We start from the raw sequence: 25578 nt of genomic DNA on the forward strand, positions 1-25578 counted from the left end.
TTCCTTGCAGGGCAAGGCGCGGTTGCCGGACCGCGGTTTGTTGGGATACGATGCCTGAGTTTGCGCTCAGGGCTTGGCCGTTTTGACTTCTTGGCAGGTTTGAGCCCGCTTTAAGGGTGGTACGCCAGTGTCTCGCCCGTGCCCGAGTCTTTCCAGGCCATCTTCGGGATTTATCTCTTAGCGTGTGTGAGGCCCAGGTTGCCCCGGCTGGCTGCCCCACTGTTGATGTCTGGGAAAACTTATGGAGTGCGCACCACCATACCCAGCCACATGATCGTTCGATTAAGATACCACGCTTTGCCGATAATGTAAAGAATAAATTTTGAGATTTTTTGGATATTTTTCTAAGATATACCAATAACGAAAAATGATAGCTATTTGGCAATGATTAAAGCAAATTTGCTATGATACCAATAATAAACGTTGGCTGCATAACCATTATCATGACACCAATGATATAACGGCAATATACATGCGCCTTTTTTCTTATTTGCATACCGCTTGTGATCAACTCCAAGCTTGCCAGCGTCTGGCAGTTCGAGCGCCTAAGTCGTCAGGGGTAGGCTGTGGTATCATGGAAGAAACCATTCAAGGAGATTTGTCATGAAGAAGTTTACGATTATTCTTGCGGCTGGTAAGGGCACGCGGATGAAGTCTAGTTTATATAAGGTGTTGCATCCAGTTTGCGGCAAGCCGATGGTCGATCACGTTTTGACCCAAGTGGAAAAAACAGATCAAGACGCGGTGGTGACGGTTGTCGGTCACGGCGCACAAGCAGTCGAAAAAGCATTAGGCAACCGGACACAGTTTGTGGTCCAAGCTGAGCAGCTAGGCACTGGCCACGCCGTGTTACAAGCAGAACCGCTGTTAGGCGACCAAGCGGGGATGACGCTGATCGCATCTGGCGACACGCCGCTGTTTACCGCTGAGACGTTTGAGAAGCTTTTTGCTTATCATGAAGCCCAAGGCGCCAAAGCAACGGTGCTGACGGCTGTTGCGCCGGATCCGTTTGGCTACGGCCGCGTGATCCGCAATGCAGATGGCTCCGTGCAAAAAATCGTCGAACAAAAAGATGCCACCCCAGCAGAAGCCCAAGTGGCCGAGATCAATACTGGGGTGTATTGCTTTGATAATCAGAGCTTATTTGCGGCCTTGCATCAAGTTGGCAACGATAACGCACAAGGAGAATATTATTTGCCAGATGTCATCGAGATCTTAAAGGCCCAAGGGGCAGTCGTCGGCGCATATCAAATGGCAGATTTCACCGAATCAATGGGGGTCAATGACCGCGTGGCTTTGGCTGCAGCGACAAAGGTCATGCAACGGCGGATCAATGAAGCTCACATGCGCAATGGGGTGACCATGATCGATCCGGCAACGACTTATATCGATGCGGATGTGGTGATCGGCAATGACACCGTGATCGAGCCTGGCGTGTATTTGAAGGGCAAGACGACGATCGGTTCGAATTGCGTGGTCGGCACACATTCTGAGCTGATCAATGCGACGATTGAAGACGGCGTGCGGATCACCAGCTCCACTATTGAAGATTCGATCATGCGCAAAGGTTCTAATATTGGCCCGAACTCGCACTTGCGCCCGCAATCTGATATTGGCGAAGAGGTCCACATTGGTAATTTCTGCGAAGTGAAAAAAGCGACTCTAGGCGCCCGCACCAAACTCGGCCATCTCAGCTATGTCGGGGATGCGACGTTAGGAGCAGATATCAATGTCGGTTGCGGCGTCGTGTTTGTGAACTATGATGGCGTCAAAAAGTTCCACTCCAACGTCGGGGATAAGAGTTTCATCGGTTCTAATGCCAATATCGTCGCCCCAGTTAATTTGGCCGATCACTCGTTTGTGGCTGCTGGTTCGACGATCACTAAAGATGTCCCGTTCCACGCCATGGGGATCGCACGTTCACGCCAGACGAACAAGGAAGACTTCTGGAAGCGGCTGCCGATCGCTAATGATCCTGACTGGAACTGATTCAGCAGCTTTGTTTAATCAGCGGTGCCAGTGCCTGCTCGTATTTTGAGGAGATATTGGCACCGCTTTGGTTTGTCCATATGGGGTCAAAGCGGCACAAATTTTGGGCGACCCAGCAAAAACCTAGCAATTTCGGGACCAATGATGGTTTTCATAAATAGAAATCTCATTTTCACGCGCTTACATACGGAAATAATTCCCCACAGCCGAAACTTTTTGATATACTTGGTGCTGTGTGAGTTCGCGGAAACCGGGTAACGTTCGGCTTTACCGCTCACAGTTGTGATGTGCACAAATTAAATCAGGTGGAGGAAACCATGCCAGAGCATTATGCCGATCCAAAGTTGAAGATTTTTGCCTTGAATTCGAACAAGCCGCTTGCTGAAAAGATCGCGGCCGAAGTCGGTGTCGAATTAGGTAAGTCATCTGTCAAGCGTTTCAGCGATGGAGAAATTCAAATCAACATCGAAGAGAGTATTCGTGGGGATGATATCTATCTCGTGCAATCGACCTCCGCACCAGTGAATGACAACTTGATGGAACTCTTGATCATGATCGATGCCCTGAAGCGGGCCAGCGCCCATACGATCAGTGTCGTGATGCCTTATTATGGCTACGCCCGGCAAGATCGCAAAGCGCGCAGTCGCGAACCGATCACTGCTAAGTTAGTGGCCAACATGCTAGAACGTGCCGGTGCAACGCGGGTTTTGGCATTGGACTTGCATGCCGCGCAGATCCAAGGGTTCTTCGATATTCCAGTCGATCACCTGATGGGGGCCCCGTTATTAGCCGATTACTTCTTGCGCAATGAATATACCGGTGAAGATACTGTCGTGGTTTCGCCTGATCATGGCGGCGTGACGCGCGCGCGTAAGCTGGCAGAATTCTTGAAGGCGCCGATCGCGATCATCGACAAGCGCCGCCCGCGGCCGAATGTTGCTGAAGTCATGAACATCGTCGGCCAAGTCGATGGCAAGCATTGCATCATCATCGACGATATGATCGACACTGCAGGCACCATCACCTTAGCGGCTGCCGCATTGAAAAATGCCGGCGCCACTGAAGTCTTAGTGGCCGCAACGCATGCGATCTTCTCAGGCCCGGCGGTTGAACGCCTGGAAAATTCTGTGATCGAACAAGTCGTTGTGACGGACTCCATCCAACTCGCTGAAGACAAAAAGCTCGACAAGCTGGTCCAAGTATCGGTTGGTCCGCTGATCGGGCGCGCGATTACCCGGATCCAAGAAAACAAGCCGGTTTCCCCATTATTCGAAAACCGCTTCAAGAAATAACCGGCATGACCGAGACCACACCGCTGAAAACCCTTCAGCGGTGTTTTTTTGCGCATATGATGTTACCTAAACAGTCTTGAGATCATCAAACTTTCTTCACAAGCCACCGGTAATATAAACAACATAGAAAGCAACTACCCCAGCTTTCTACCCCACTTTTTCATTTTTACTCCTCCAAAGTAAAACCAACCCTTTTTGGCCGCCAACCCCATGGCGGCTTTTTTGCGTTTAAATGCTAAAGGACCAAGAAATCCCTTTCATTCAGGCGGCGTAAGGCTTATGGTAAAGAAGATGATGATGGCACAGACTATGGGAGGCAATCAATGTTCCAGTTTTTGACGTACCCGATGCTTGTTGCAGAAGATGTGCAAGATCCAGCACACCGGTTCACCTTTACCAGTCCAGATTTTACGAATTTACAGATCAGCGGCCCAACAATCGTCGGCACTGCTCGAGCTTGTGGGCAAGCGATCACCGCGACCTTAGCGGCAGGCACGCCGGCCCCGACGCCGACCACCTTGGATACCGCTAAACAGCGGGTGGTCTATGTTGTGGTCGACCACCGCTAATGACTAAACAGCAGGCGAGTTTCGCCTGCTGTTTTTGTACGGAACAAATTTATGAAACCGATTGCAAATAAGTCGTCAGTCTACTAAAATTTGGGCTAAGACGACCATCACAGATGGCAAAGGAGGAATGATTTTGGTTGAAACACAAGCGTTCGGAACGGTTCGCGGCCAAGCGGTCACGGCATATACGCTGACCAATGCGCATGGGGTGCGGTTAACGTGCCTGGATTATGGGGCGACTTGGCTCAAGTTAGAAGTGCCCATCGCCAGCGGCTGGCAAAATTTGTTACTGACCTCGCCAGACATCAGCGGTTACGCGGATCTAGGCAGCTACCATGGCAAGACCATCGGGCGAGTGGCTGGCCGCATCGGCGCTGGCAAATATGCCCAAGCCTTACCGGCTAATGAAGGGACCACGACGCTTCATGGCGGCCCGCACGGGTTTAGTACCTTGATGTGGCAGGCGCAAGCGCAAGCAGACCGTTTGGTGTTTACGCGCCACATTACCAGCGCAGAAGACGGCTTTCCCGGCAACATTGACGTCAAAGTGACCTACACGTTAACGCCCAGCGATGATGTTTTGATCGATTTTGAGGCTGCCACAGATCAGCCGACTTTATTCAACCCGACCAATCATGCGTATTGGAACTTGAATCCCGGCGACGACACGATCCAAAACCATCAACTAACCATCAACAGCAGTCAGCATTTTGAAGTGCAAGCCAACAAAGTTCCTACTGGTGAATTGCTGGCCAATGCGCATAGCGGCTTTGATTTTGCTCGGCCGACGAACCTCGCAGATGCCTTGGCGATCATGCAAACCACCGTTGAAAAAGGCTATGATGACATCTTTTTGCTCACACCGCATACGCCAGATATGCCAATTGCTAAGCTCACTCAAGGGCCGCGCAGCGTGACCATGTATTCCAGCCGCAACGCATTAGTGGTGTTCACCGCCAATGCCTTTGGTGATGAATTGAACTTTGGCGCCAAAACATCGCGGCCATACATCGGGATCGCCATGGAAGCGCAGACGGCGTCAAGCGCAGTTTCCGATCCCCGGTATGGAGACATTTCCTTGGTGCCTGAACAACCGCGTCATGAACAGATCAAGTACCACTTTGATTATTGAAGGAAGGACTTATCAAAAACACCTGCACGTCAATCCAGACGTACAGGTGTTTTTGATTATTTATGGGCGTTGCTCTTAGGATTGTTTTGCCCGTAGTACGCATTTTTGCCATGCTTGCGGTAATAGTGCTTGTCCAGTAAGTATTGCGGTACATGACTGTCGCGATGACTAAGCGTCAAGGCGTGGTAATCGATCTCAGCGACGACTTCCATGACTTTGGCATTGTAAACGGCTTTAGCCGGCGTTGCGCCCCAAGCAAACGGGCCGTGTTGCGCAACCAGCACAGCTGGCACAGCATTGTGGTCGATCCCGCGGTCGGCAAAAGTTTTAACGATCGCGTTGCCAGTTTCATCTTCATAGGCGGTTTCGATTTGTGCTTTGGTCAACGCTTCAGAAACAGGGATATCGCCGTAAAAAGTATCCGCGGCCGTTGTATTCAAGTTAGGAATATCCATTTCTGCGGAGGCAAACGAAACTGCCCAAGGAGAATGGGTATGTACGATCCCGCCAATGTCAGGGAAGGCATTATACAACACCGTATGTGTCGGCGTATCGCTGGAGGGATTGAGCTTGCCTTCAACAACTTCGCCTTTCAGATTCACAACGACCATATCAGCTGGCGTCAGTTGATCGTAATCAACGCCAGACGGCTTGATGACAAATAGGCCTTTTTCCCGGTCAATGCCGCTGACATTCCCCCAAGTAAAGGTCACGAGGTCGAGTTTTGGCAATTGCATGTTCGCATCATAGACTTCTTTTTTTAACGCTTCTAGCACAATGATCACCCTCCGATAGATTGTAAAAAATGGATGCCCTTACAATTTCGAATTTTAAGTTAATTGTGCGTACAAGTCAACTGATCTGGGTCGTTTCAGTTGTGGTTGGCGCAAAAAAACGACTCAGCGGGTAATCATCCCAATCTGGATCAGGCAACCCTTTGGCATGGGCAGCTGCAATATCTTGGTAGAAGCAAAGTTTTCGCTGGATGTGTGCCTGGTTAAGCTGCAAGGCGTGGATCTGCGCCGCTAGCGAGCTGGCGTGGTGTTGGAGCAGCGCCAAGATTGCATCCAGATCTTCGCCTGAGTCTTCGTAATGGAAAAAAGTCTGAATCTCTTCTAGCGTCATGCCAGTTTGTTTAAAACATGTGATCGCGTCTAGGCGTCCTAAGTGCTGATCCGTGTAGTAGCGATGATTGCTCCGGCGCGGGACATGCCGTAATAGGCCAATATCTTCATAATAACGTAGGGTCGAAGGCGCTAGATGGTAGCGTGCAGCGACGGTTTTTAACGAATAGGTTTGCATTTTGCCAAAAACCTCCTTGATAGCGCTTTACTTCAAGCTAACTTGAAGTAGTATCTTTGTCAAGAACAGTTGATACGGACAATTTTTGAAGGGATGATGGCAATGCGTTATCGACAATTAGGCAAACAAGGGCTGCGCGTGAGTGAAATCGCGTTAGGCAGCTGGATGACAGACGTCAGTAGTGCAGAAAAACAAGATCTAGCGCGCCAAAGTGTAGTCGTTGCGTATGAGCAAGGGGTCAATTTTTTTGATTGTGCAGATGCATATAGCGGCGGGGCGGCAGAGCGCTTTTTAGGGCGTTCTTTGGCAGATTTTCCACGGGATGAACTGGTCATGTCGAGTAAGGTCTTTTTCCCGATGGGCGAAGGGACCAATGATCGAGGGCTGTCACGGAAACATATTATGAGCTCAATCGAGCGATCATTGAAAAATTTGCAAACTGATTATTTGGATCTCTATTTCTGCCATCGTTTTGATCCGCAAACCCCGCTGGCAGAGACTTTGACGGCCTTAAGCGACCTCGTCGATCAAGGTAAGATCTTGTATTATGGCGTGAGTGAATGGACTCCGGTACAATTATTGGAAGCGAAGTTGATCATTCAAGCCCGCGGACTGCATCCATTGAGTGTTGTTCAGCCTCAATACAATATGTTTGATCGCTACATCGAACACGAATTGCTTGATGTCTGTGCCGCCCATGGCTGGGGTGTCGTATGTTTTTCCCCATTGGCGCAAGGGTTATTGAGCGGTAAGTATCAAAAAGGTCAACCGATTCCAGCCGGGTCGCGAGCCACTTATCAAAATCAGATCCAAGCCTTGTTAACGCTTGAGAATCTGGACAAAGTCGCGGAATTGACCCAAATGGCCAAGGCGGCCGGGGTGAGCCTAGCCACTTACAGTTTAGCATGGGCTTTACGGGATCAGCGGGTATCCAGCTTGATCACAGGCGCCAGCAAGCCGGCACAGTTGTTAAGCAATTTGCAGGCACTGTCAGTGAGTTTATCGGCAAAAGAAGTGCAAGCCATTGATGAACTGTTTGGCTTCAAAAAATTTCACCGTCAAGTCGGATGATTTGTTCCCCAATAATGATTTGTTGGGCTGCTGAGACAGACAAAAAAGGGGCTATTGGCATAGGCCACACGCGCCATGTAACAATTTTTAGAAGCCTGCTACCGAAGGATTGTCACAGTACTTTGGTTGAATTTTACCGCTGAGAGCGGTAAAATTTATCCGTATAAAAAAACTTGGGAGAATGCGGATGGAAAAGAAATATCAAACGGTGACGGACGCCATCCGCCGCTGGATCACGTCTGGTCAGTATGCCGGGAATGACAAGTTGCCAACAGAAGCTGACTTAATGACACAATTTAATGTTAGCCGGCACACCGTGCGTAAAGCGCTGGCGGATCTGGAGACTGATGGATTTGTTTATCGGATCCAAGGTGGGGGTACCTATGTAGCTGAAAAACGTCATCCTGTCAACACCAGTGGGATGAAATCAGTTGCGGTGATGGCAACACACATCAATGACTATATTTTTCCGGCGATCATCTCGGGGATCGAGCGGGAGTTAAGTGCACAGTCAGTCTCCTTGATGCTGAGCAGTACTGGCAACAGTGAAGCGGCTGAAGCGGATAATTTAAACAAGCTGATGCATACGGCAATTGATGGATTGATCGTTGAGCCCAGCCGCAGCGCTTTCGCTATTAAAAACGAACCGCTGTATCAGCAATTGCAGAATTTACGCATCCCGATTGTGACCATGAATTCGAAGTTTCGCAGTTTAGAGGCACCGTCATTTGTCATGGATGATTTTGCTGGAGGCCGCATGGCAACAGACTATATTTTGCAGCACCACCATCAACGGATCTTAGGAATCTTCAAGACAGATGATCAGCAAGGAATCGATCGCATGAACGGTTTTGTGTATGCGCTGCAAAAAGCTAATCAGCCGAATTCGGCGACGACGTTCTTATATCAGTCTGGCAGTGCTGAAGACAAGATGGGCGAACGGCTGCGTGAGTTTTTCAGTCAACCCCAACGTCCAAGTGCGCTGGTTTGCTATAACGACAAGATCGCGGTGCTAGCTTATAATATTGCTCAGACCATGGGGATCCAAGTGCCAGAGGAGTTGTCGATCGTCGGATTTGATAATTCAGCACTGGCTAACAGCTATGGCTTGCATATCACGTCGGTCAATCACCCTAAAGAGACGATGGGAACGGACGCGGCAAAACTGATTCTTAAAATGATCAAGGAGCCGGCTAAGGATTTTACGAAGTCGTCTAAGATCTATACCCCAGAGTTAGTTGTCGGCGATTCAGTTCAAGACTATCAACCAGAATAAGACGTTCACGCTGTTAGTGAACGTCTTTTTCTGTGCCTATCAGACGTTTAAACTGTCTTTTTGATCAGTAGGGCACAAAGTGAGACTCGAGTTTAGGATTGCGGAATAGTCATGATTGTCTTAATATTCATATAGACATATTTTAGTGTCGAATATTTGTTCGAACAAAAGGAGTGGCGATATGAATCAAAAGCAACCGATCGTCTCACAGCGAGCTGATCCTTGTGCGTACTTGCATACGGATGGTTACTATTATTTCACCGGTTCCGTTCCTGGATATCAAACGATCGAACTGCGGCGAGCCAAGACGCTGGCCGGTTTGGCCGATGGTGAAGTCAAAACCGTTTGGCATGCGCATACCGACGGCCCAATGAGTCAACTGATTTGGGCACCTGAGATCCATTATCTCAATGGCAAGTGGTATATCTACTTTGCCGCGTCAGATAGTGCGACTGAGCGTGACGCGCAACACCATCACCGGATGTTTGTAATTGAATGCGCACAAGCGGATCCGATGACGAATGATTGGCTGGAAAAAGGACAGATTAAAACCGCCCAAGAAAGTTTCAGCCTTGATGCGACTGTATTTGAACTAAATCAGCAACTGTATTATCTTTGGGCACAATTGGAACCTGCGATCCCGAATAATTCCAATTTATACCTCAGCAAGATGGCTAATCCATGGACATTGACAGGGAAGCAAACCCTTTTGTCGATTCCAGAATATGACTGGGAGACCATTGGCTTTGCTGTCAATGAAGGCCCAGCGGTGTTGGTGCGCAATGGGAAGGTTTTTGTGACCTACTCTGCCAGCGCTACAGATGAGCATTACGCCGTTGGGTTGTTATGGGCGGATGCAAGTGCGGATTTATTGAACGGGTTTTCTTGGCATAAAGCAGCGTCTCCGGTATTTGCCAGCAGTGCGCAGCATCACCTGTTTGGCCCGGGGCACAACAGCTTTACCACGACACCAGATGGGAGCCAAGACGTGATTGTTTATCACGCCCGGCCGTATGACAACGCTGGGATCGATGGCGATCCCCTTGATAATCCTGATCGGCATGCGTATGCACAGACCTTTACTTGGGATGCTGCGGGCTTTCCACAATTTGGCGCCCCTGGTGACCACTAAAAGGAGGCAATAGGATGTCGCATATCGTGATCGATGGAGCCCGTACACAAGGACAGATCAGTCCTTACTTGTATGGCCAATTTGCAGAGCATCTGGGTCGGTGTGTCTATGGCGGCTTGTGGGTCGGGACAAAATCCGAGATTCCTAACACTAATGGGTTGCGTAATGACGTAGTTGCAGCTTTGCGTGAGTTGCATGTTCCCGTATTGCGCTGGCCTGGTGGCTGCTTTGCCGATACGTATCATTGGGAAGCGGGTATTGGACCACGTGATCAACGACAACGTATCGTCAATACGAATTGGGGTGGCGTCGTTGAAAACAATCATTTTGGTACCCATGAGTACTTTGAGTTGTTGCGTCAGCTCAACGCTGAAGCATATGTCAACGGGAATGTCGGCAGCGGCAGCGTGCAGGAAATGGCAGCATGGGTCGAGTATATGACATTTGCGGGTGAGTCGCCTCAAGCCGATCGACGGCGGGCTAACGGCCACCCTGACCCATGGCCATTGAAGTTTTTTGGAGTAGGCAACGAAAGCTGGGGTTGTGGCGGCAATATGCGTCCTGAATATTACGCAGATCTATACCGGCGTTACCAGACTTTTGTCGCCAATAGCGCGGCTGATCAGCCAGTGTATAAGATCGCTTCGGGGCCCAACGTCGATGATTATCACTGGACGGAGACTTTGATGCAGCGCGCGGCACCGTTGATGGATGGATTGAGTTTGCATCACTATGCGTTAGCAGCTGCTTGGGAAAACAAGCGCCCAGCTTTAGGGTTTCCTGAGTCAGAGTGGTATAGCTTGTTGCACAGTGCTCAGCGGATGGATGAGCTGATCACCAAGCATAGCACGATCATGGATCGCTATGATCCTGATCAGCGAATCGGCTTAATCGTTGATGAGTGGGGCTCTTGGCTAGCAGTTGAGCCAGGGACTAACCCAGGATTTTTATTCCAGCAAAATACGATCCGCGATGCGATGGTCGCGGCAGTGACATTGCACATTTTCCAACATCACGCCAAGCGTGTGAAGATGGCCAACATTGCCCAAGTCGCCAACGTGTTGCAGGCAATGGTTTTGACGGAAGGCAATCAAATGGTCAAGACGCCGACTTATTACGTTTTTAAGATGTTGATCCCGCACAAAAAAGCGACTGCATTAGCCACTTTGGATACGTTAAGCGACACCACAAGTGCCTCTGTTTCGCATTCTGAAGCCGGATATTTTGCCTCACTGTGCAACTTTAGCGCGGATGCGGCAGACGAGGTCAAGTTAGACTTTTCTCGGCCGATCACTACCGTCAGCGGTGAACGGTTAATGGGTCAACAAATGGATGCGCACAATGATTTTGATCACCCGGATACCGTGCAGCCTCAGCCTTTGACAAGCATGCAGATTCAAGAAGGGAGCTTGTCGCTGTGCTTGCCGCCAATGAGCTTGACCACGGTCAAGGTGCTATGCGATGAGTAAGCGGAGGTGTTGGCATTGCGATGCCCAAGCAGCTGATGCGGATCGCGATGCTGCGATCGCTTGGCAGCTAAGTTTAGAGCCGCGTAACTTGGTGACGCCAGCGCAACGTGAGCGCCGGTTAAAATATTGTCAGAGTTGTCCGGCGAATAATAACGAAACTTGTACCGAGTGCGGGTGTTATATTCGCTTTCGTACCAACTTAAAAAACAAAAAATGCCCAATCAATAAGTGGACGAAAATAGAATCTTAAAATTGTTACGTATAAATTCTTGACAGCGGTTACAATCAGATGTAATACTAATAACGTACAAAGATGAGCAATCTTTTGAAGGGAGTGGTGCTTTTGAGGGGACACATCAAACTCGCCTTAGCTTCAAGAATCGGAGAAATCGATCCTAGGTTGTACGGTTCTTTTATTGAGCATCTCGGTCGTGCGGTTTATCAAGGAATTTATGATCCCGAGAATCCGCACGCAGATGCGCAAGGATTTCGCCAAGACGTCATCGATGCGGTCAAGCAATTGAACGTACCGATCGTGCGGTATCCCGGGGGAAATTTCGTTTCCGGATATAACTGGGAAGACGGTATCGGGCCTAAAGATCAACGACCGACGCGGTTGGATCTGGCATGGCGGAGCAAAGAAACCAACGCGTTTGGGTTACACGAATTTGTTGATTGGGCCAAGCAAGCTAACACTAGTGTTAACTTGGCGGTCAACCTTGGGACTCGTGGGGCAGATGCGGCACGTAATCTTGTCGAGTATTGTAACTTTCCAGGGGGAACTTACTACAGTGACTTGCGTAAGCAAAACGGCGCAGCCGAACCATTTCATATCAAGACTTGGTGCTTAGGCAACGAGATGGACGGTCCTTGGCAGATCGGGGCGAAAACCGCTTATGAATATGGACGGTTAGCAAACGAAACGGCTAAAGTGATGAAGTGGGTCGATGATTCGATCGAGCTCGTGGCTTGCGGCAGTTCCAGTATGGACAATCCGACTTTTGGCAACTGGGAAGAAACGGTCCTCGAAGAAACATACGACAACATCGATTACCTTTCGCTCCACCGGTATTACGGAAACCAAGACAATGACTTGGCCAATTATTTGGCGCAGTCACTGGATCTTGATCAATTTATCCGCAGCGTCATCGCGATCTGTGATGCCGTCAAGGCACGCAAACGCAGTAACAAGACGATCAATTTGTCGATGGACGAATGGAACGTTTGGTATCATTCGGCCAATCAAGACAAGCAAATCGCACCATGGCAATTAGCACCGCCATTATTGGAAGATATTTATAATTTTGAAGATGCGTTGTTGGTTGGAGAACTATTGATCACTTTGCTCAAACATGCGGATCGGGTCAAAATCGCCTGCCTCGCCCAGCTCGTTAATGTGATTGCACCGATCATGACGACGCCGGAAGGGGTTTGGCTCCAGTCGATTTTTTATCCGTTTATGCAGGTTTCAGAATATGGACGTGGCGTAGCCTTGGCCCTTCAAAGCGAGTCCAAGACATATGCCAGCAAGAGTTTTGACGCTGTCCCGTATTTGGAAAGTACGGCCACAGTCGATGAAAAGGCGCGCATCATCACGATTTTTGCCGTCAATCGCTCGCAAACTGACGCCTTGACGCTAGAAACTGAATTTAGTGATATCAAGCCATTAGGGGTGGTGAAGGCCACACAATTTTGTGGCTATGATGTCAAAGAAACTAACGAAAATGGGCAAATGGCAATTGTGGAAAATCAAAATGTAAGCGTCGACACGACACTGAAAGCTGAGCTTCAGCCGCTTTCGTGGAATGTCATTCGGGTTAACTATTAAACAGGGGTGTGAATAATGAAATCTAGTTTTTGGAAGAAATTCGGTTTAGCCGCTGCTGCCACACTGGCTGCTGTAGGTCTTTCCGCCTGCGGAAACAAGTCTAATAGCAGTAGTAGTAGCTCCTCCAAGACCACTACGATCACGTTTTGGAATGGGTTCACGTCAACTGACGGGGACATTCTCAAAGGGATCGTCAAAGATTACAATGCCACCAACAAAGATCACGTTAAAGTCAAGATGGACATCATGACTTGGGATAACTTCAACCAGAAGTTACCAACTGCGATCACCGCTAAGAAGGCGCCTGATTTTGTCGCGATGAACTATGCGGATATGTCTTCTTATGTGTCTAATGGGACCATGAAGACCATCGGTGACTTCTACAATCAAAAAGGCGTTAACAAAAATGACTTCACGACCACGGCCCGCGGTTTAGGGAAAATCGATGGGAAGACATATTTCGTGCCAATGCAGGTGCAAGGTATGTATGTCTATTGGAACAAAGACCTGTTCAAGAAGGCTGGCTTGGATCCAAACACGCCACCTGCAACTTGGGATGAATTAGCTGCAGACGCTGAAAAGATCTCCAAACTTGGCGACAACGTGCAAGGCTTCGTAATGCCAAAAGATGGCAGTGCGATCTTGTACAACATGCTCCAAGACAACGGGGCTAAGTTGCTCAGCAGCAACGAAAAGAAGTCTGCTTTAGACTCCGCTGCAACCAAGAAGACCTTCGACTATCTGCAAAAGATGATTTATACCGACGGCGTTGGCCCGAAGAACATTTCTGGTGCTGAAGCGGATAACTTGATGTTGGCAGGTTCTGTTGGGATTTACATCAATGGTCCATGGCTCAACTCTGGTTTGAAGAAGAACAACATCAACTACGGGATCACCACTTTGGCGCAAGCCAACAAGGGTGATCAAAAAGCGATCTTGGATGGTGTCGGCTTTGGTATTCCAACATCTACCGATGACAGCAAGACCAAAGCAATCTATTCCTTCATCAAGTATTGGAACACCACAAAGAATGGTAAGAAGTGGAGCTTGGAAAACAAGTGTGCCCCTTACTTGAAGTCTGTGGCTGCGGACAAAGACATCAAAGCTGATCCTCTGGTTTCGACCATGTACAAGCAGATCCAATATGCGAAAACTTACTACCCAGGCAACAAGAACATCAGTAACATTACGACCAACGTCATCAATCCAACGATCGAAAAGGTCTTGAATGGGACGAACACCAACACAGCGATGAAGTCTGCATCTAAAGACATCGATGGTGTGCTGAAAGGTAATTAATTACTGGATGTAATTTGATAAATGTGGATGTGGCCTTCAGTACGTGTGGAGGCCACATCTGTTTTAAGGAGTTGAACGGAAATGGAAACTCTAGATACCTCAACCAGTAAAAAGCGTTCCTTTTTCCAATTTTGGAATCAACCGAAGCATGCCGCATATCTGTTCATGGCGCCATCGATCATTGTGTTGTTGTTGTTCATGGTTATTCCATTACTGGGAACATTAGGACTTAGTTTCTTTAACATCAATATTTTTTTCACTAATACTAAATTCGTTGGTTGGGACAATTTTGTCCGGTTCTTCTCTGACCAACGAGCGATCAACTCAATGTGGCATACCTTATACTTCACATTGCTGGAAACGCCGACTCAGGTCATTTTAGGGACGGTAGCTGCGGCTGCATTATCACAAGGGTCGCTATTCAATCGTTTTACCCGTTCTGTCTTTTATGTACCAGTGATTTGTTCTTTGACTTCCATTGGGATCATCTTCTCGATGCTGCTGGATCCTAATATCGGCTGGATTCCGTACTTCCTGCATCAATTTGGGATGAGTACGCCGCAATTCTTCCGGGATGCGCATTTAGCGATGCCATCGATTGCCTTCATGACGGTGTGGAAGAACTTCGGTGTAACCATGACGATCATGCTGACAGCGATTCAAGCAATTTCCCCAAGCTTGTATGAATCTGCTGAGATGGATGGTGCCACGAAGCGGCAACAATTCTTCCATATCACCATTCCTCAGATCATCCCTTCCTTAGGCTTTTGTGTGATGACCAACTTGATCGGCTCGATGCAAGTCTTCGACCAGATCTATGTCACCACTGCTGGGGGCCCAGAGTTCAAGACAGAATCTGCCGTGCAATATATCTATTCTCGCGGGTTCTCAGCTCCATATGAACTAGGTTATGCCTCATCGGTAGCGACGATTTTATTTATCATCATCGCGGTGTTGGCAGTGTCATCCAACATGTACATGAGTCACAAAGAAAAGCAAATGAAGTAGGAGGCGATTCACTATGGAAGCTCAAGCAACAACGACTAAGAAAAACGGCTACCATAAGGCGCAGCTCGTGCGGTCGATCCTCTTCAAAGTGCTGATGCTGATCGTGATCGTGATCGTGTTGTTCCCATTTATCTGGTTGCTCATCTCATCTTTCAAGTTTGAAAAAGACATCATTACCTATCCACCGCACATCTTCTCTTCGAAGTACACCTTCGAAAATTACATCAAGGTGTGGGATACGATCCCGTTGATGCAATATATCAAAAACACCGTCATTTTCGCAGGCGCAACCATGATCATCTCCGTTGTCCTGGACTCCATGACTGGTTATGCCTTAGCCCGGATGCAATTTAGAGGCAAGACATTCTTCTATTACTTCGTCATGACCACCATGATGATTCCATTCATGGTTTACATGATCCCGCTGTTCATCGAAATCAATAAGTTGAACATGCTTGATACTTATGCCGGGTTGATCATCCCGCGGGCAACGACTGCGTTTGGGATCTTCATGATGCGCTCTTATTTCGTGGGGTTGCCTCGTGATCTTGAAGAAGCGGCGCGTATCGATGGCCTCAATGAGTTTGGGATCTTCACCAAGATCATGATGCCATTGGCCAAGCCATCATTAATGGCTTTGGCGGTGTTTACTTTGACCAATAACTGGAATGATCTGTTGTATCCATTGATCTTGACCAGTACTTCGGACATGCGGACGTTGCCAGCGGGCTTAGCACTCTTTACTGGCCAGCACATTTCTTTCTATGGACCAGTTATGGCTGGGGCGGTCATTTCCATGTTGCCGCTGTTTGTGATCTATATCTTCGCGCAAAAGTACTTCGTTCAAGGAACCGCAATGTCTGGGATGAAGGAATAGTTTTTTAACTCATGAGAAAAGGACGTGTAACATCATGATGCGGATCATCAATAGCCGGTTGTATCAAGGATTGATCCCGGTGACCAATTATCTGATCTTAGGCGTGATCGCGACGGCTGGTGTGGCGACAGTGTTTTTCGCTTATCCGGTGATCGCCGCATGCATCGGCGTGGCGATCCAGATCTATGGCAAAGGCAATGAAACATTGACTAAAAAGTTGTGGTTGGAACTTAAGCGCCATTTTTGGACCAAGCTGTTCATCGGCTTGATTGTGAGCACCTTTGCGCTATTGTTTTACTTCGTGTTCACTGATCTATTTGTCCATTTGGTGTTGCCATTGCGCGTCAGTTTGTTAGTGTCATTAGTCTTGTTTTTAGCCTTAGTATTTTACTTGATCTTAGAAGAAGTCGCGTTAGGCAGCCACTACCATTTTTCCCGTTTTTTTCGCAATGCGGTGTTAGATCTGGTCTTGGATTTTCCGTTCACGCTTTTCTTTGCGGCTATGATGTTAGTCGTTTTAGTTGCAGCGTCGCTTTTCCCATTAACAGTATTTTTCAGTTTGACGTTTATGAATCTGATCATGGCCGCAGTGTATCACAAGCGGTTAAAGTCTAAATTGTCGAGGTTTTGATGTATGGTGCAATTGAACGTTTATCCTGAACAGAATTTTACCGTCGGGCCACAACTTTTTGGCTCATTTCTCGAGCATATGGGCACTGTGATCTATACCGGCGTCTATGAACCGACGCATCCTACTGCGACTGCGGAAGGCTTTCGCGGAGATGTGCTGCAACTGGTACAAGCGCTGGGGATCAAGACCTTGCGCTATCCTGGTGGAAATTTTACATCCAGCTACCACTGGGAAGACACTGTCGGGCCTAAAGACCAGCGTCCTAAGAGAATGAACATCGCTTGGCAATCGCTTGAAACCAATCAATTCGGTTTGCATGAGTTCTTTTCTTGGGCGGCACAAGCAGGGATCGATAACCCGATATTAACCGTCAATTTAGGCACGCGCGGTATTGATGATGCGTTGAATGAATTGGAATATGTCAATGGGCGTTTTGACACCTACTGGGCGAATAAGCGCCGCCAAAATGGGCATCCTGAACCATTCGGGGTCAAGTATTGGTGCTTGGGCAATGAATTAGACGGGCCATGGCAGGTGGCGCGGCAGACGCCGGAAGCGTATGGTTTATTGGCCAATGAAACTGCCAAAGCGATGAAGCTGATGGACCCGCAGATTGAAACAATCTTGGTAGGCAGTTCTACGCCGAACTTGGATAGTTATCCAGAGTGGGATTTCAAGGTGCTGATGGCAGCATACGATAACGTCGATTTCATCGCCATGCATAACTATATCGACCGGGCACAATCCGAAAATCTCGATCAAGAGGCTGTACGTGCTGCAGATGACTTGCCGACGTATCTGGCCAAGTCATTATCGTTTGATCGCCAAATCGATGAAGTGGCGACGATTGCGGATGCTGTCAAAGCACTGAAGCACAGCGACAAGACGATGAAAATCTCGTTTGACGAGTGGAATGTCCATCATTTCTCGCAAAAACAACCCACCCCTTGGGGAGAGCATAATCCAGTCGATTGGTGTTACTTCGATCTTGCAGACACCTTATTGTTTGGGTCGATGGCACTGGCGATTCTGCGCCATGGTGATCGCGTGAAACTGTCTTGCCAAGCGTTATTAGTCAATACGATCCCATTGATTTTGACAGATGAAGCTGGTGCCGCTTGGGCTAACCCAACATACTACGTTTTGCAGGCGTTGTTAGCCCAACTATCAGATGAGTCGCGGGTCTTGAAAACTGATTTGATCGGAGCAGTGACTTATGATACCGCGGAATTTCTAGCGGTGCCAATGATTGATCAAGTTTTGATCGACACAGGCACTAGTTATGTCTTGTTTGCGGTCAATCGTGGTGAGGAAACGCAAACACTGGCGATTACCCTGCCACAGCCAGCAGTCAGCGGGCAGCATCAAGTTTTATGCGGTGCTTTGGACGCGCAAAATACCCGTGAGCATCCGCATACTTTGACCCCACAAACGAAGCCGTTAATTGTTGCAACAGGGGCCGTTGCTCAGCAAGTCAGCTTGCCTGGATATTCTTGGAACGTCGTCACGTTTAATTATTGAATGTAATTTAGTTAAGGAGTGAGTGAATGATGTTAGCAGTGCCAAAGTATAAATTCTGGTTTATCGTCGGGAGCCAAGCATTATATGGGGAAGATGATCTCAAGGCCGTTGAAAAAGACGCCAAGCAAATGGTCACCGCCTTAAATGAAGCCAAGACGTTGCCATATCCGGTCGAATTCAAAGAAGTGGCCATCGATGCGCAAACCATCACTCAAGGGATGAAAGACGCTAACTTCAATGATGAAGTCGCTGGGGTCATCACTTGGATGCATACCTTCTCACCAGCCAAGAACTGGATCCGTGGGACTAAGCTTTTGCAAAAGCCATTATTGCATTTGGCCACGCAATTCCGCCAAGACATTCCTTGGGACACCATCGACATGGACTATATGAACTTGAACCAAAGTGCGCATGGCGACCGGGAATATGGCTTTATCAACGCGCGGTTGCGTAAGCACAACAAGGTCGTTTACGGCTTTTGGGGCGATCAAGCGGTGCAACAAGAAATCGCCGATTGGATGGATGTGGCCGTTGGCTACAACGAAAGCTTCAATATCAAAGTGGCCCGTTTTGGCGACAACATGCGCAATGTGGCTGTGACTGAAGGCGACAAAGTGGAAGCTCAGATCCAGTTTGGCTGGACAGTCGATTACTTCGGCATTGGCGATCTCGTTGAAGAAATGACGCATGTCTCTGAAGCGGATATCGACGAAGAATATGCGGACTTGCAAAAGCGTTATGACTTAGTTGTAGGTGACAATGACCCAGACTTCTTTGAAGAACACGTGCGCTACCAGCTGAAGGAAAAAATCGCCATGGAGCGCTTCTTTGAGCGCGGCGGCTACTCGGCTTTCACCACGAACTTTGAAGACCTTTGGGGCATCAAGCAGCTGCAAGGCTTGGCGGTTCAACTGCTCAACCGGGAAGGCTATGGCTTTGCTGGGGAAGGCGATTGGAAGACCGCCGCGCTTGACCGCTTGTTGAAGATCGTCGCCCATAATGAAAAAACTGGGTTTATGGAAGATTACACCTTGGATCTGCGTCCTGGGCATGAAGTGATCTTAGGGTCGCATATGCTGGAAGTTGATCCGACCTTAGCGACGACTAAGCCTCGGGTTGAAGTGCATCCTTTGGGGATCGGGGATCGTGAAGACCCTGCCCGTTTGGTCTTTGATGGCCAAGTTGGCGATGCGGTCGACGTGACGATTTCTGATTTTGGGGATGAATATCGTATGATCGGCTATCCTGTTGACGCCAAAGCGGCCGAAGCACCTGCGCCCAAGCTGCCAGTTGCTCGGCAATTGTGGACCCCTAAAGCCGGCTTGAAGGCTGGCGCGACCCAATGGATCCAAAATGGCGGCGGACATCATACGGTCTTTTCCGCCAAAGTAACGCCGCAACAGTTGCGCGATCTGGCAACCATGTTTGAGCTGAAGTACATCGACATCGAATGATAAAAGGCGACCTGGTAAAGACTCCGTAGGGTCTGGCCGGGTCGTTTTTGGTGTCAGAATATGATTGAGATAAAGGAGCGAAGATTATGACGATCGATCCAACCCAAGAGATCCAAGCCGGAAAAGCGACGTTAGGCATCGAGCTGGGCTCGACTAACATCAAGGCGGTTTTGATCGGCAGCGATTTTTCAACATTGGCCAGCGGCAGTTTCGGCTGGGAAAATCAGTTCATCGACGGCAATTGGACATACGCACTAGAGCAAGTCTGGACTGGGATCCAAAGCAGCTATACGGCGTTGAAACAGCAGGTGCAAAGCCGTTATGGCGTGGCGCTGACCCAAGTCGGTGCCATTGGGATCAGCGCGATGATGCATGGGTATTTAGCGTTTGATCAAGCGGGCAAGCAACTCGTCTCTTTTCGCACGTGGCGCAACAATACGACCGCACCAGCAGCAGACGCTTTGACAGCAGCGTTTGGATTCAATATTCCGCAACGCTGGAGTATCGCCCATTTTTATCAAGCAATCTTGAATCAAGAACCACACGTGCCTGCTGTTGATTACTTCACGACGCTGGCGGGATATGTGCATTGGCAATTATCTGGGGAAAAGGTCATCGGCATTGGCGACGCGTCAGGAATGTTCCCGATCGATTCGCAAACCAAACAATTCGACACCCAAATGTTGGCAACTTTCGATAATCTCATGCAACAACACGGTTTGCCGCAAGCACATGTGGCGGTATTGATGCCGCAACCGCTAGTGGCCGGGTCGGCTGCCGGGCATTTGACCGCTGCTGGGGCTAAGTTGTTAGATGTCAGCGGGACCCTGGCAGCCGGTGCGGTAATGGCACCGCCTGAAGGAGATGCCGGCACTGGCATGACGGGCACTAATGCAGTTCGGCCGCGTACCGGCAATATTTCGGCTGGTACCTCAGCGTTTTCGATGGTGGTTTTGGAGCAGCCGTTAAAGGCGGTGTATCGCGATATTGACTTAGTCACCACGCCTGAAGGGGCAGCGGTGGCGATGGTGCATGCGAATAATTGTACGTCAGACATCAATGCTTGGGTCGGCTTATTCAAGCAATTCGCCGAGTTGATCGGGGCTGACTTGAAACCGGATGAATTATATGCGCAGCTATTCAATGCCAGTGCTAACAGTGATGCCGATGCTGGCGGCTTATTGAACTATGCGTATTTGTCCGGGGAAAACCTGACCCAAGTCGAAGCCGGCCGGCCGCTGTTCGTCCGTACTCCGAATAGTCACTTTACCTTGGCGAATTTCATCAAGAGTCAGCTATATTCTGCGTTTGCGCCATTAAAGATCGGTAATGACATTTTGGCTAAAAAAGAGCACATTCCAACTGACAAGATGATCGCCCAAGGCGGCATCTTCCGCACGCCTAAAATCGCGCAACAAGTCTTAGCAGACGCGTTGAACACCCCGATCACCGTCACTGCCAATGCAGGCGAAGGCGGTCCTTGGGGGATGGCGGTACTAGCTGCATATGTCCAAGACGCTCGCGGTACCAACGAGCTTGCCGATTATCTCGACCAGCAAGTCTTTGCCAGCGGCGAAAGTACCACGATCGCGCCAACGCCAGCCGGAGTGGCTGGGTATGACGCATATATCCGTGATTATCAAGCTGGCTTATCGGCAGAGCTTGCTGCCCAGGCAATCGCAGATCATCAAGGGTAAATTGATAATAAAATGATGGGCATTACCCAAATACCAGCACGTCTGCTTCGCGATCCGAGTTGGGATCGCGAAGCAGACGTGCTGGTTTTTTTAGGCTAGTGCAGCGTGACTTATCCATATTTGGAAATTCTAACTCGATTATTTCCATATTGGAATAAATAAGCATGATTGAGAATTGCTTCACAATTGAGAATAAATATACTTGAGATGAACTTGAAAGCGATTTTATGAGGGAGGTTTTCACATGCAAGCAACAAGCTCTTCCGGTCAGAAGCAAGGCGTGTCGCTGATATCTGCTAAGAACATATTGGCAATTGTTTTGATTATATTGATGTTTGGCGGTAAATGGCTGCCAAGCATGTTTGGGTTATCTGATACTGGGATGCAAGTGCTGGGGATATTCGTTGCCACTATTGGTTTGTGGCTGTTTGTCTCAACCAACTGGCCAAGTATTTTAAGCATTGTCGCCTTGACCTTTACACCATTTTTCGATTATCAAACGGTGTTAGCGGGGTCGATGGGTGCTTGGATCACATCATTTGTATTATTTTCTGCCATGCTTTCGTATGTATTGGGTCAATCGGGATTTCTCAAACGGATTTCCGTGTGGTTTATCACTAGGCCGGCTACTAAGAAGAATCCGTGGCTGTTTTTGGGTTATTTCTTCTTGGTGCCGCTGGTGATTGGCGCATTTATGTCACCAATTACCGCGTTTATGGTGACAGTGCCGATCGCTGAATCGATTTTTAAGGAACTTGGTTATGTTAAAGGTGATCGCTTACCACAGATGATCGTACTTGGATTACTTGGGTTTTCGTCGGTATCAACACTGACTACTCCAATTGCGCACTCTGTGACTATTTTAGGCTTGTCACTTTACCAGAAAGATTTTAATCGCGCCATAGGGTTTGTCCCCTACAGTATCTTTGGGATCGTGACGGCAATATTCATCTTCATAATCACCATGTTGATTTTCCGATTTGTTTTCAAACCAGACTTATCCAAATTAGCAAATGTTAAAACCGACGCTATGGTAAAAGAGCTACCTGCCGTATCAACGCGGGAACGCATTATTGTCGCCGTATTTGCTGGCGTGGTCATTTTATGGCTGGCACCAGGACTGATCGAACCATTTCTACCCAAAGTTGCCGCTGCCATCACGGCAATGGGCACGCCGATACCGCCAATGTTGGGGATCGTGGTGCTGGCTTTGGTGAAAGTGGACGGGAAGCCATTGATGGACTTTAAAGATGCAGTTGCGCACGGGGTGCCGTGGGGGGCGATTTTTATGGTCGCCAGCACAATGGTTTTAGGCAGCGCCTTGACCAACCCTAAGGCAGGAATCACGACACTATTAGTCAAAGCATTGTCGCCATTATTATCAGGCTTTACACCATTGATTTTTGTCACCATTGTGATGTTAGTGCTGACAGTCGTGCATATTTTTGCGTCAAATACGGTCACGATCACTTTGATGTATAGCGTTGTCATGCCAATCGTTGCTAGTGGCGCCATTTCTGGCGTTAATGCCGCGGCACTGACCTGCTGTATTGCGGCGGGCGGGTGCATTGGGATGGCAACGCCGCCTTCTACTGCAACGGCAGCGATTGCTGTCGGGACCGAGTGGCTGCATACCGACCTTTTGCTGCGATACGGGACCTTGATTTGTTTTGTTGCAGCGTTATTGATTTCTTGGATCGGCTATCCCATTGCAGCAGCTTTGTTATAGTAATCAGAAATATTGATAAAAAGCGGATACCACGCGACGGGTATGTCTGCTAGCGCGTACGATCAACTGTGTATTCCGAACCAATGGTTTAGCAAATGGGATGAGCGACAGATCATTTGAATCATCGATAACTTGAGCAGATAGGATCGCAACGCCCAAGTTTTGCTTAACCAGACTGAGAACTTCAGCAATCGTGCCACAGCGCATCAATACATGTGGTGTGATGTTGTGATCAGCAAACGTTTTTAGTAGCGCTTTATGATAGACATCCATCCCGCTTTCGGGAAAGATGAATTTTGCTTCACCTAAGTCTGAATACGACACTTGATGTAATCCAGAAAAAGCATTGTGCTGCGCACAGACTAAGTAGTAAGAATCTTTTGCCACCGACTTTGCTAAGAACCGTTGATCATCGGCAAAAGTGGTGGCTGATTCGTCATCTGTGTACATGCTAGAGACAAAAGCGGCGTCTAATTCGCCAGTCAGCACTTGTTCTACTAATGGTTGTGTGGTTCGCTGGATCGTTTCCAAAGTAATGTGTGGATGTTCAGTTGCAAAGGTGGCAATGCGATCAAACACTGGCTGATGTGAGCTAAAGGCAATCATTCCAACGCGCAGGTAGTCTGTTTGCGTCTGTTGAAAGACAGTCATTTGATTTTCAATGCTGATTGCAACGTTGTTCAGTTGATTGGCTGTCGCGCGTAATTGCTCGCCTGCTGGGGTCAAAGACACGCGGCGCGTTGTGCGATCAAACAGTTGCACATTGAGTTGGCGTTCCAAGTTTACGATTTTCTTGGTTATCGCTGACTGTGATAGATTCAGTGATTCCGCAGCATCTGAGAAACGTAACGTTTTCGCAACCGCTAAAAAGCATCGTATTTGTTGGATCGTAACCGCATCGAGTAAAGTCATTTGAACCTCCAAGTTAGAGAAGGGAGAATTAATATTATGTTTGATGAAAGTGTACCACTTTACAAGCATGTTGATGTCGTTGTGATCGGTGGCGGGACTGCCGGTTTTGCCGCGGCGATCGCTGCCGCAAAATTAAACAAGCAGGTGTTGATCATCGAAGATCATGCTTATCTTGGCGGCACGGCTACTGCTGGTATGGTTTGTCAATTCTTGGGTTTCAATAAGGGTGAAACTACCGAGTCACAAGTGGGTATTCTTGACGATTTACTTAAACGACTCACTGCTTATCATGCGACTAGTGGCGTACAGACGATTTATTTATCTGGCATTAAAGAAATGGGCGTCGGTGCAGCGACGTATAATCCAGACGCGCTGAAATTAATTTTGGATGAAATGGTCACAGCTGCTGGGGTTGAAGTGTTATTCCACACTAGAATGATCACGGCAATTACTGAAGATGAAAAAATCAAATCAGTGATCATCCACAATCTAAGCGGTATCCAGCGGGTAGAAGCCGATGTCTTTATTGATGCTTCTTTCCATGGGTCACTAGCGGTGGCAGCAGGATGCGATTACAAATTAGGTGATGATGATGGCGTCTTGCAGCCTGGGACCATGATGTATCGCAGCGATCATGTCGATGCCGCTGAGTATCATGATGTCCCAAGATCTGAAAAAAAGCAGCTCGCCAATCAAGGAGTCGCTGCTGGTGCGTTGAACGTTGGCAACTTGCTTTCGCGCAGTTTGCCTGACGGGACTTTTTACACCAATATGAGTCGGGTCAAAGTCGATCCGTTAGATCAAGAGGCGTATTCGCAGGCAGAAATCACAGGACGAAAACAAATCTCGCTGATCAGCCAGTATTTCAAACAAAGTGTTCCTGGATTTGAAAATGCGATAGTCACTGATACTGCAGACCAATTAGGTTTAAGAGATTCACGACGGATTGTGGGGTTATATACTTTAACAAACCAAGATGTGCTCACTAGCCAGACCTTCCCGGATACAGTGGCCTCGAGTGACTATCCGATCGATGTGCACGATGCCAATGGGCTTTCAAGTGTGCTTAAAAAACCTGCGGGAGGGCAGTTTCATATTCCATTTCGCTGTTTGCAAACAAAGATAGCTAATCTGGTATTAGCTGGACGTTGTCTTTCAACTGAATACGAAGCACATGCTTGTGCAAGAGTAATGGCCACATGCATGCGCCTTGGCGAGGCGGCAGGCATCGCAGCTGCCGACTCGATCAATATTGGCATTCCTGTGAACCAATACGACGGTCAGCGGATCAAGACTTTTATACAATAAGAAGTTTGGCTTCAAATGATGGGCATTGCCCAAACACCAGCACGTCTGCTTCGCGATCCGAGTTGGGATCGCGAAGGCGGGT

22 protein-coding genes are annotated in these 25578 nt (G+C 48.4%); 19 read left to right on the forward strand and 3 right to left on the reverse strand.

Translation table 11 applies throughout. The features are described from left to right. The first annotated feature begins 603 nt into the window (after window positions 1-603). The 4 genes from glmU to EKM91_RS03805 all read left to right on the forward strand — a co-directional run bounded on the left by glmU (window position 604) and on the right by EKM91_RS03805 (window position 4982). Window positions 604-1989, forward strand: a complete 1386-nt coding sequence (gene glmU, locus EKM91_RS03790) for a bifunctional UDP-N-acetylglucosamine diphosphorylase/glucosamine-1-phosphate N-acetyltransferase GlmU (RefSeq protein WP_125749973.1) — start codon at window positions 604-606, stop codon at window positions 1987-1989. A 317-nt stretch (window positions 1990-2306) separates the two neighbouring features. Further along, window positions 2307-3281: a ribose-phosphate diphosphokinase gene (locus tag EKM91_RS03795; protein WP_125749976.1), complete on the forward strand. Its 975-nt coding sequence runs from the start codon at window positions 2307-2309 to the stop codon at window positions 3279-3281. A gap of 323 nt (window positions 3282-3604) precedes the next feature. Next, window positions 3605-3850, forward strand: a complete 246-nt coding sequence (locus tag EKM91_RS03800; RefSeq protein ID WP_125749979.1) for a hypothetical protein — start codon at window positions 3605-3607, stop codon at window positions 3848-3850. Between the two features lie 133 nt (window positions 3851-3983). Beyond that, window positions 3984-4982, forward strand: a complete 999-nt coding sequence (locus tag EKM91_RS03805) for an aldose epimerase family protein (protein WP_164508438.1) — start codon at window positions 3984-3986, stop codon at window positions 4980-4982. Between the two features lie 56 nt (window positions 4983-5038). Here EKM91_RS03805 and EKM91_RS03810 read toward each other — a convergent pair whose 3' ends face one another. Both EKM91_RS03810 and EKM91_RS03815 read right to left on the reverse strand, forming a co-directional pair. Beyond that, the gene (locus tag EKM91_RS03810) at window positions 5039-5758 is read right to left on the reverse strand and encodes an L-ribulose-5-phosphate 4-epimerase (RefSeq protein WP_125749984.1); all 720 of its coding nucleotides are present in this window, start codon (window positions 5756-5758) and stop codon (window positions 5039-5041) included. Between the two features lie 76 nt (window positions 5759-5834). Next, on the reverse strand, window positions 5835-6284 hold the full coding sequence (locus EKM91_RS03815) for a MerR family transcriptional regulator (RefSeq protein ID WP_125749987.1): 450 nt from the start codon (window positions 6282-6284) through the stop codon (window positions 5835-5837). A gap of 102 nt (window positions 6285-6386) precedes the next feature. Here EKM91_RS03815 and EKM91_RS03820 point away from each other — a divergent pair, with 102 nt between their 5' ends. From EKM91_RS03820 to EKM91_RS03885, 14 genes are all read left to right on the forward strand, one after another. Next, complete coding sequence (locus EKM91_RS03820) at window positions 6387-7355, forward strand: aldo/keto reductase family protein (RefSeq protein WP_125749990.1); 969 nt, start codon at window positions 6387-6389, stop codon at window positions 7353-7355. Window positions 7356-7542: 187 nt separating this feature from the next. Next, window positions 7543-8631, forward strand: coding sequence for a GntR family transcriptional regulator (locus EKM91_RS03825; RefSeq protein ID WP_164508439.1), 1089 nt, complete (start codon window positions 7543-7545; stop codon window positions 8629-8631). Window positions 8632-8812: 181 nt separating this feature from the next. Continuing rightward, window positions 8813-9763, forward strand: a complete 951-nt coding sequence (locus EKM91_RS03830) for a glycoside hydrolase family 43 protein (protein WP_125749996.1) — start codon at window positions 8813-8815, stop codon at window positions 9761-9763. Between the two features lie 14 nt (window positions 9764-9777). After that, window positions 9778-11232, forward strand: a complete 1455-nt coding sequence (locus tag EKM91_RS03835) for an alpha-N-arabinofuranosidase (protein WP_125749999.1) — start codon at window positions 9778-9780, stop codon at window positions 11230-11232. After that, window positions 11225-11482: a DUF6171 family protein gene (locus tag EKM91_RS14055; protein WP_125750002.1), complete on the forward strand. Its 258-nt coding sequence runs from the start codon at window positions 11225-11227 to the stop codon at window positions 11480-11482. Before EKM91_RS03835 ends, EKM91_RS14055 begins: the two co-directional genes overlap by 8 nt. Window positions 11483-11575: 93 nt before the next feature. Further along, the gene (gene arfA / locus EKM91_RS03845; protein WP_379896842.1) at window positions 11576-13060 is read left to right on the forward strand and encodes an arabinosylfuranosidase ArfA; all 1485 of its coding nucleotides are present in this window, start codon (window positions 11576-11578) and stop codon (window positions 13058-13060) included. Window positions 13061-13075: 15 nt separating this feature from the next. Beyond that, window positions 13076-14359 carry an ABC transporter substrate-binding protein gene (locus tag EKM91_RS03850; RefSeq protein ID WP_125750008.1) on the forward strand — a complete coding sequence of 428 codons (1284 nt, stop codon included), beginning with the start codon at window positions 13076-13078 and terminating at the stop codon, window positions 14357-14359. An 81-nt stretch (window positions 14360-14440) separates the two neighbouring features. Then, a complete protein-coding gene (locus EKM91_RS03855; protein ID WP_125750011.1) occupies window positions 14441-15367 on the forward strand; it encodes a carbohydrate ABC transporter permease in 927 nt (308 codons plus the stop codon). A 13-nt stretch (window positions 15368-15380) separates the two neighbouring features. Further along, entirely contained in the window at window positions 15381-16244 is an 864-nt protein-coding gene (locus EKM91_RS03860) for a carbohydrate ABC transporter permease (RefSeq protein WP_125750014.1), read from the forward strand. Window positions 16245-16278: 34 nt separating this feature from the next. Then, window positions 16279-16875 carry a hypothetical protein gene (locus EKM91_RS03865; protein ID WP_125750017.1) on the forward strand — a complete coding sequence of 199 codons (597 nt, stop codon included), beginning with the start codon at window positions 16279-16281 and terminating at the stop codon, window positions 16873-16875. Between the two features lie 3 nt (window positions 16876-16878). Then, window positions 16879-18396: an alpha-N-arabinofuranosidase gene (locus tag EKM91_RS03870; RefSeq protein ID WP_125750020.1), complete on the forward strand. Its 1518-nt coding sequence runs from the start codon at window positions 16879-16881 to the stop codon at window positions 18394-18396. 29 nt (window positions 18397-18425) lie between these two features. Then, window positions 18426-19850: an L-arabinose isomerase gene (araA, locus tag EKM91_RS03875; RefSeq protein WP_125750094.1), complete on the forward strand. Its 1425-nt coding sequence runs from the start codon at window positions 18426-18428 to the stop codon at window positions 19848-19850. 86 nt (window positions 19851-19936) lie between these two features. Further along, a complete protein-coding gene (locus tag EKM91_RS03880) occupies window positions 19937-21547 on the forward strand; it encodes a xylulokinase (RefSeq protein WP_225419443.1) in 1611 nt (536 codons plus the stop codon). A 244-nt stretch (window positions 21548-21791) separates the two neighbouring features. Then, entirely contained in the window at window positions 21792-23276 is a 1485-nt protein-coding gene (locus tag EKM91_RS03885; RefSeq protein ID WP_125750026.1) for an SLC13 family permease, read from the forward strand. A 3-nt stretch (window positions 23277-23279) separates the two neighbouring features. Here the strand turns inward: EKM91_RS03885 and EKM91_RS03890 are convergent, their stop codons facing one another. Then, window positions 23280-24188 (reverse strand): LysR family transcriptional regulator, encoded by a 909-nt coding sequence (locus tag EKM91_RS03890; protein WP_164508441.1) that lies wholly within the window; start codon window positions 24186-24188, stop codon window positions 23280-23282. 36 nt (window positions 24189-24224) lie between these two features. Between EKM91_RS03890 and EKM91_RS03895 the strand changes: the two genes are divergently transcribed. Beyond that, on the forward strand, window positions 24225-25496 hold the full coding sequence (locus EKM91_RS03895; RefSeq protein WP_125750032.1) for an FAD-dependent oxidoreductase: 1272 nt from the start codon (window positions 24225-24227) through the stop codon (window positions 25494-25496). Window positions 25497-25578 lie beyond the last annotated feature (82 nt).

This window comes from Lacticaseibacillus baoqingensis, assembly GCF_003946165.1.
Lineage (GTDB): Bacteria > Bacillota > Bacilli > Lactobacillales > Lactobacillaceae > Lacticaseibacillus > Lacticaseibacillus baoqingensis.

Excerpts from the sequence above, each read along its gene's own strand:
- glmU (WP_125749973.1), top strand. The coding sequence starts at position 604 with ATGAAGAAGTTTACGATTATTCTTGCGGCTGGTAAGGGCACGCGGATG.
- EKM91_RS03795 (WP_125749976.1), top strand. The coding sequence starts at position 2,307 with ATGCCAGAGCATTATGCCGATCCAAAGTTGAAGATTTTTGCCTTGAAT.
- EKM91_RS03800 (WP_125749979.1), top strand. The coding sequence starts at position 3,605 with ATGTTCCAGTTTTTGACGTACCCGATGCTTGTTGCAGAAGATGTGCAA.
- EKM91_RS03815 (WP_125749987.1), bottom strand. The coding sequence starts at position 6,284 with ATGCAAACCTATTCGTTAAAAACCGTCGCTGCACGCTACCATCTAGCG.
- EKM91_RS03820 (WP_125749990.1), top strand. The coding sequence starts at position 6,387 with ATGCGTTATCGACAATTAGGCAAACAAGGGCTGCGCGTGAGTGAAATC.
- EKM91_RS03825 (WP_164508439.1), top strand. The coding sequence starts at position 7,543 with ATGGAAAAGAAATATCAAACGGTGACGGACGCCATCCGCCGCTGGATC.
- EKM91_RS03830 (WP_125749996.1), top strand. The coding sequence starts at position 8,813 with ATGAATCAAAAGCAACCGATCGTCTCACAGCGAGCTGATCCTTGTGCG.
- EKM91_RS03835 (WP_125749999.1), top strand. The coding sequence starts at position 9,778 with ATGTCGCATATCGTGATCGATGGAGCCCGTACACAAGGACAGATCAGT.
- EKM91_RS14055 (WP_125750002.1), top strand. The coding sequence starts at position 11,225 with ATGAGTAAGCGGAGGTGTTGGCATTGCGATGCCCAAGCAGCTGATGCG.
- EKM91_RS03850 (WP_125750008.1), top strand. The coding sequence starts at position 13,076 with ATGAAATCTAGTTTTTGGAAGAAATTCGGTTTAGCCGCTGCTGCCACA.
- EKM91_RS03855 (WP_125750011.1), top strand. The coding sequence starts at position 14,441 with ATGGAAACTCTAGATACCTCAACCAGTAAAAAGCGTTCCTTTTTCCAA.
- EKM91_RS03860 (WP_125750014.1), top strand. The coding sequence starts at position 15,381 with ATGGAAGCTCAAGCAACAACGACTAAGAAAAACGGCTACCATAAGGCG.
- EKM91_RS03865 (WP_125750017.1), top strand. The coding sequence starts at position 16,279 with ATGATGCGGATCATCAATAGCCGGTTGTATCAAGGATTGATCCCGGTG.
- EKM91_RS03870 (WP_125750020.1), top strand. The coding sequence starts at position 16,879 with ATGGTGCAATTGAACGTTTATCCTGAACAGAATTTTACCGTCGGGCCA.
- araA (WP_125750094.1), top strand. The coding sequence starts at position 18,426 with ATGTTAGCAGTGCCAAAGTATAAATTCTGGTTTATCGTCGGGAGCCAA.
- EKM91_RS03880 (WP_225419443.1), top strand. The coding sequence starts at position 19,937 with ATGACGATCGATCCAACCCAAGAGATCCAAGCCGGAAAAGCGACGTTA.
- EKM91_RS03885 (WP_125750026.1), top strand. The coding sequence starts at position 21,792 with ATGCAAGCAACAAGCTCTTCCGGTCAGAAGCAAGGCGTGTCGCTGATA.
- EKM91_RS03890 (WP_164508441.1), bottom strand. The coding sequence starts at position 24,188 with ATGACTTTACTCGATGCGGTTACGATCCAACAAATACGATGCTTTTTA.
- EKM91_RS03895 (WP_125750032.1), top strand. The coding sequence starts at position 24,225 with ATGTTTGATGAAAGTGTACCACTTTACAAGCATGTTGATGTCGTTGTG.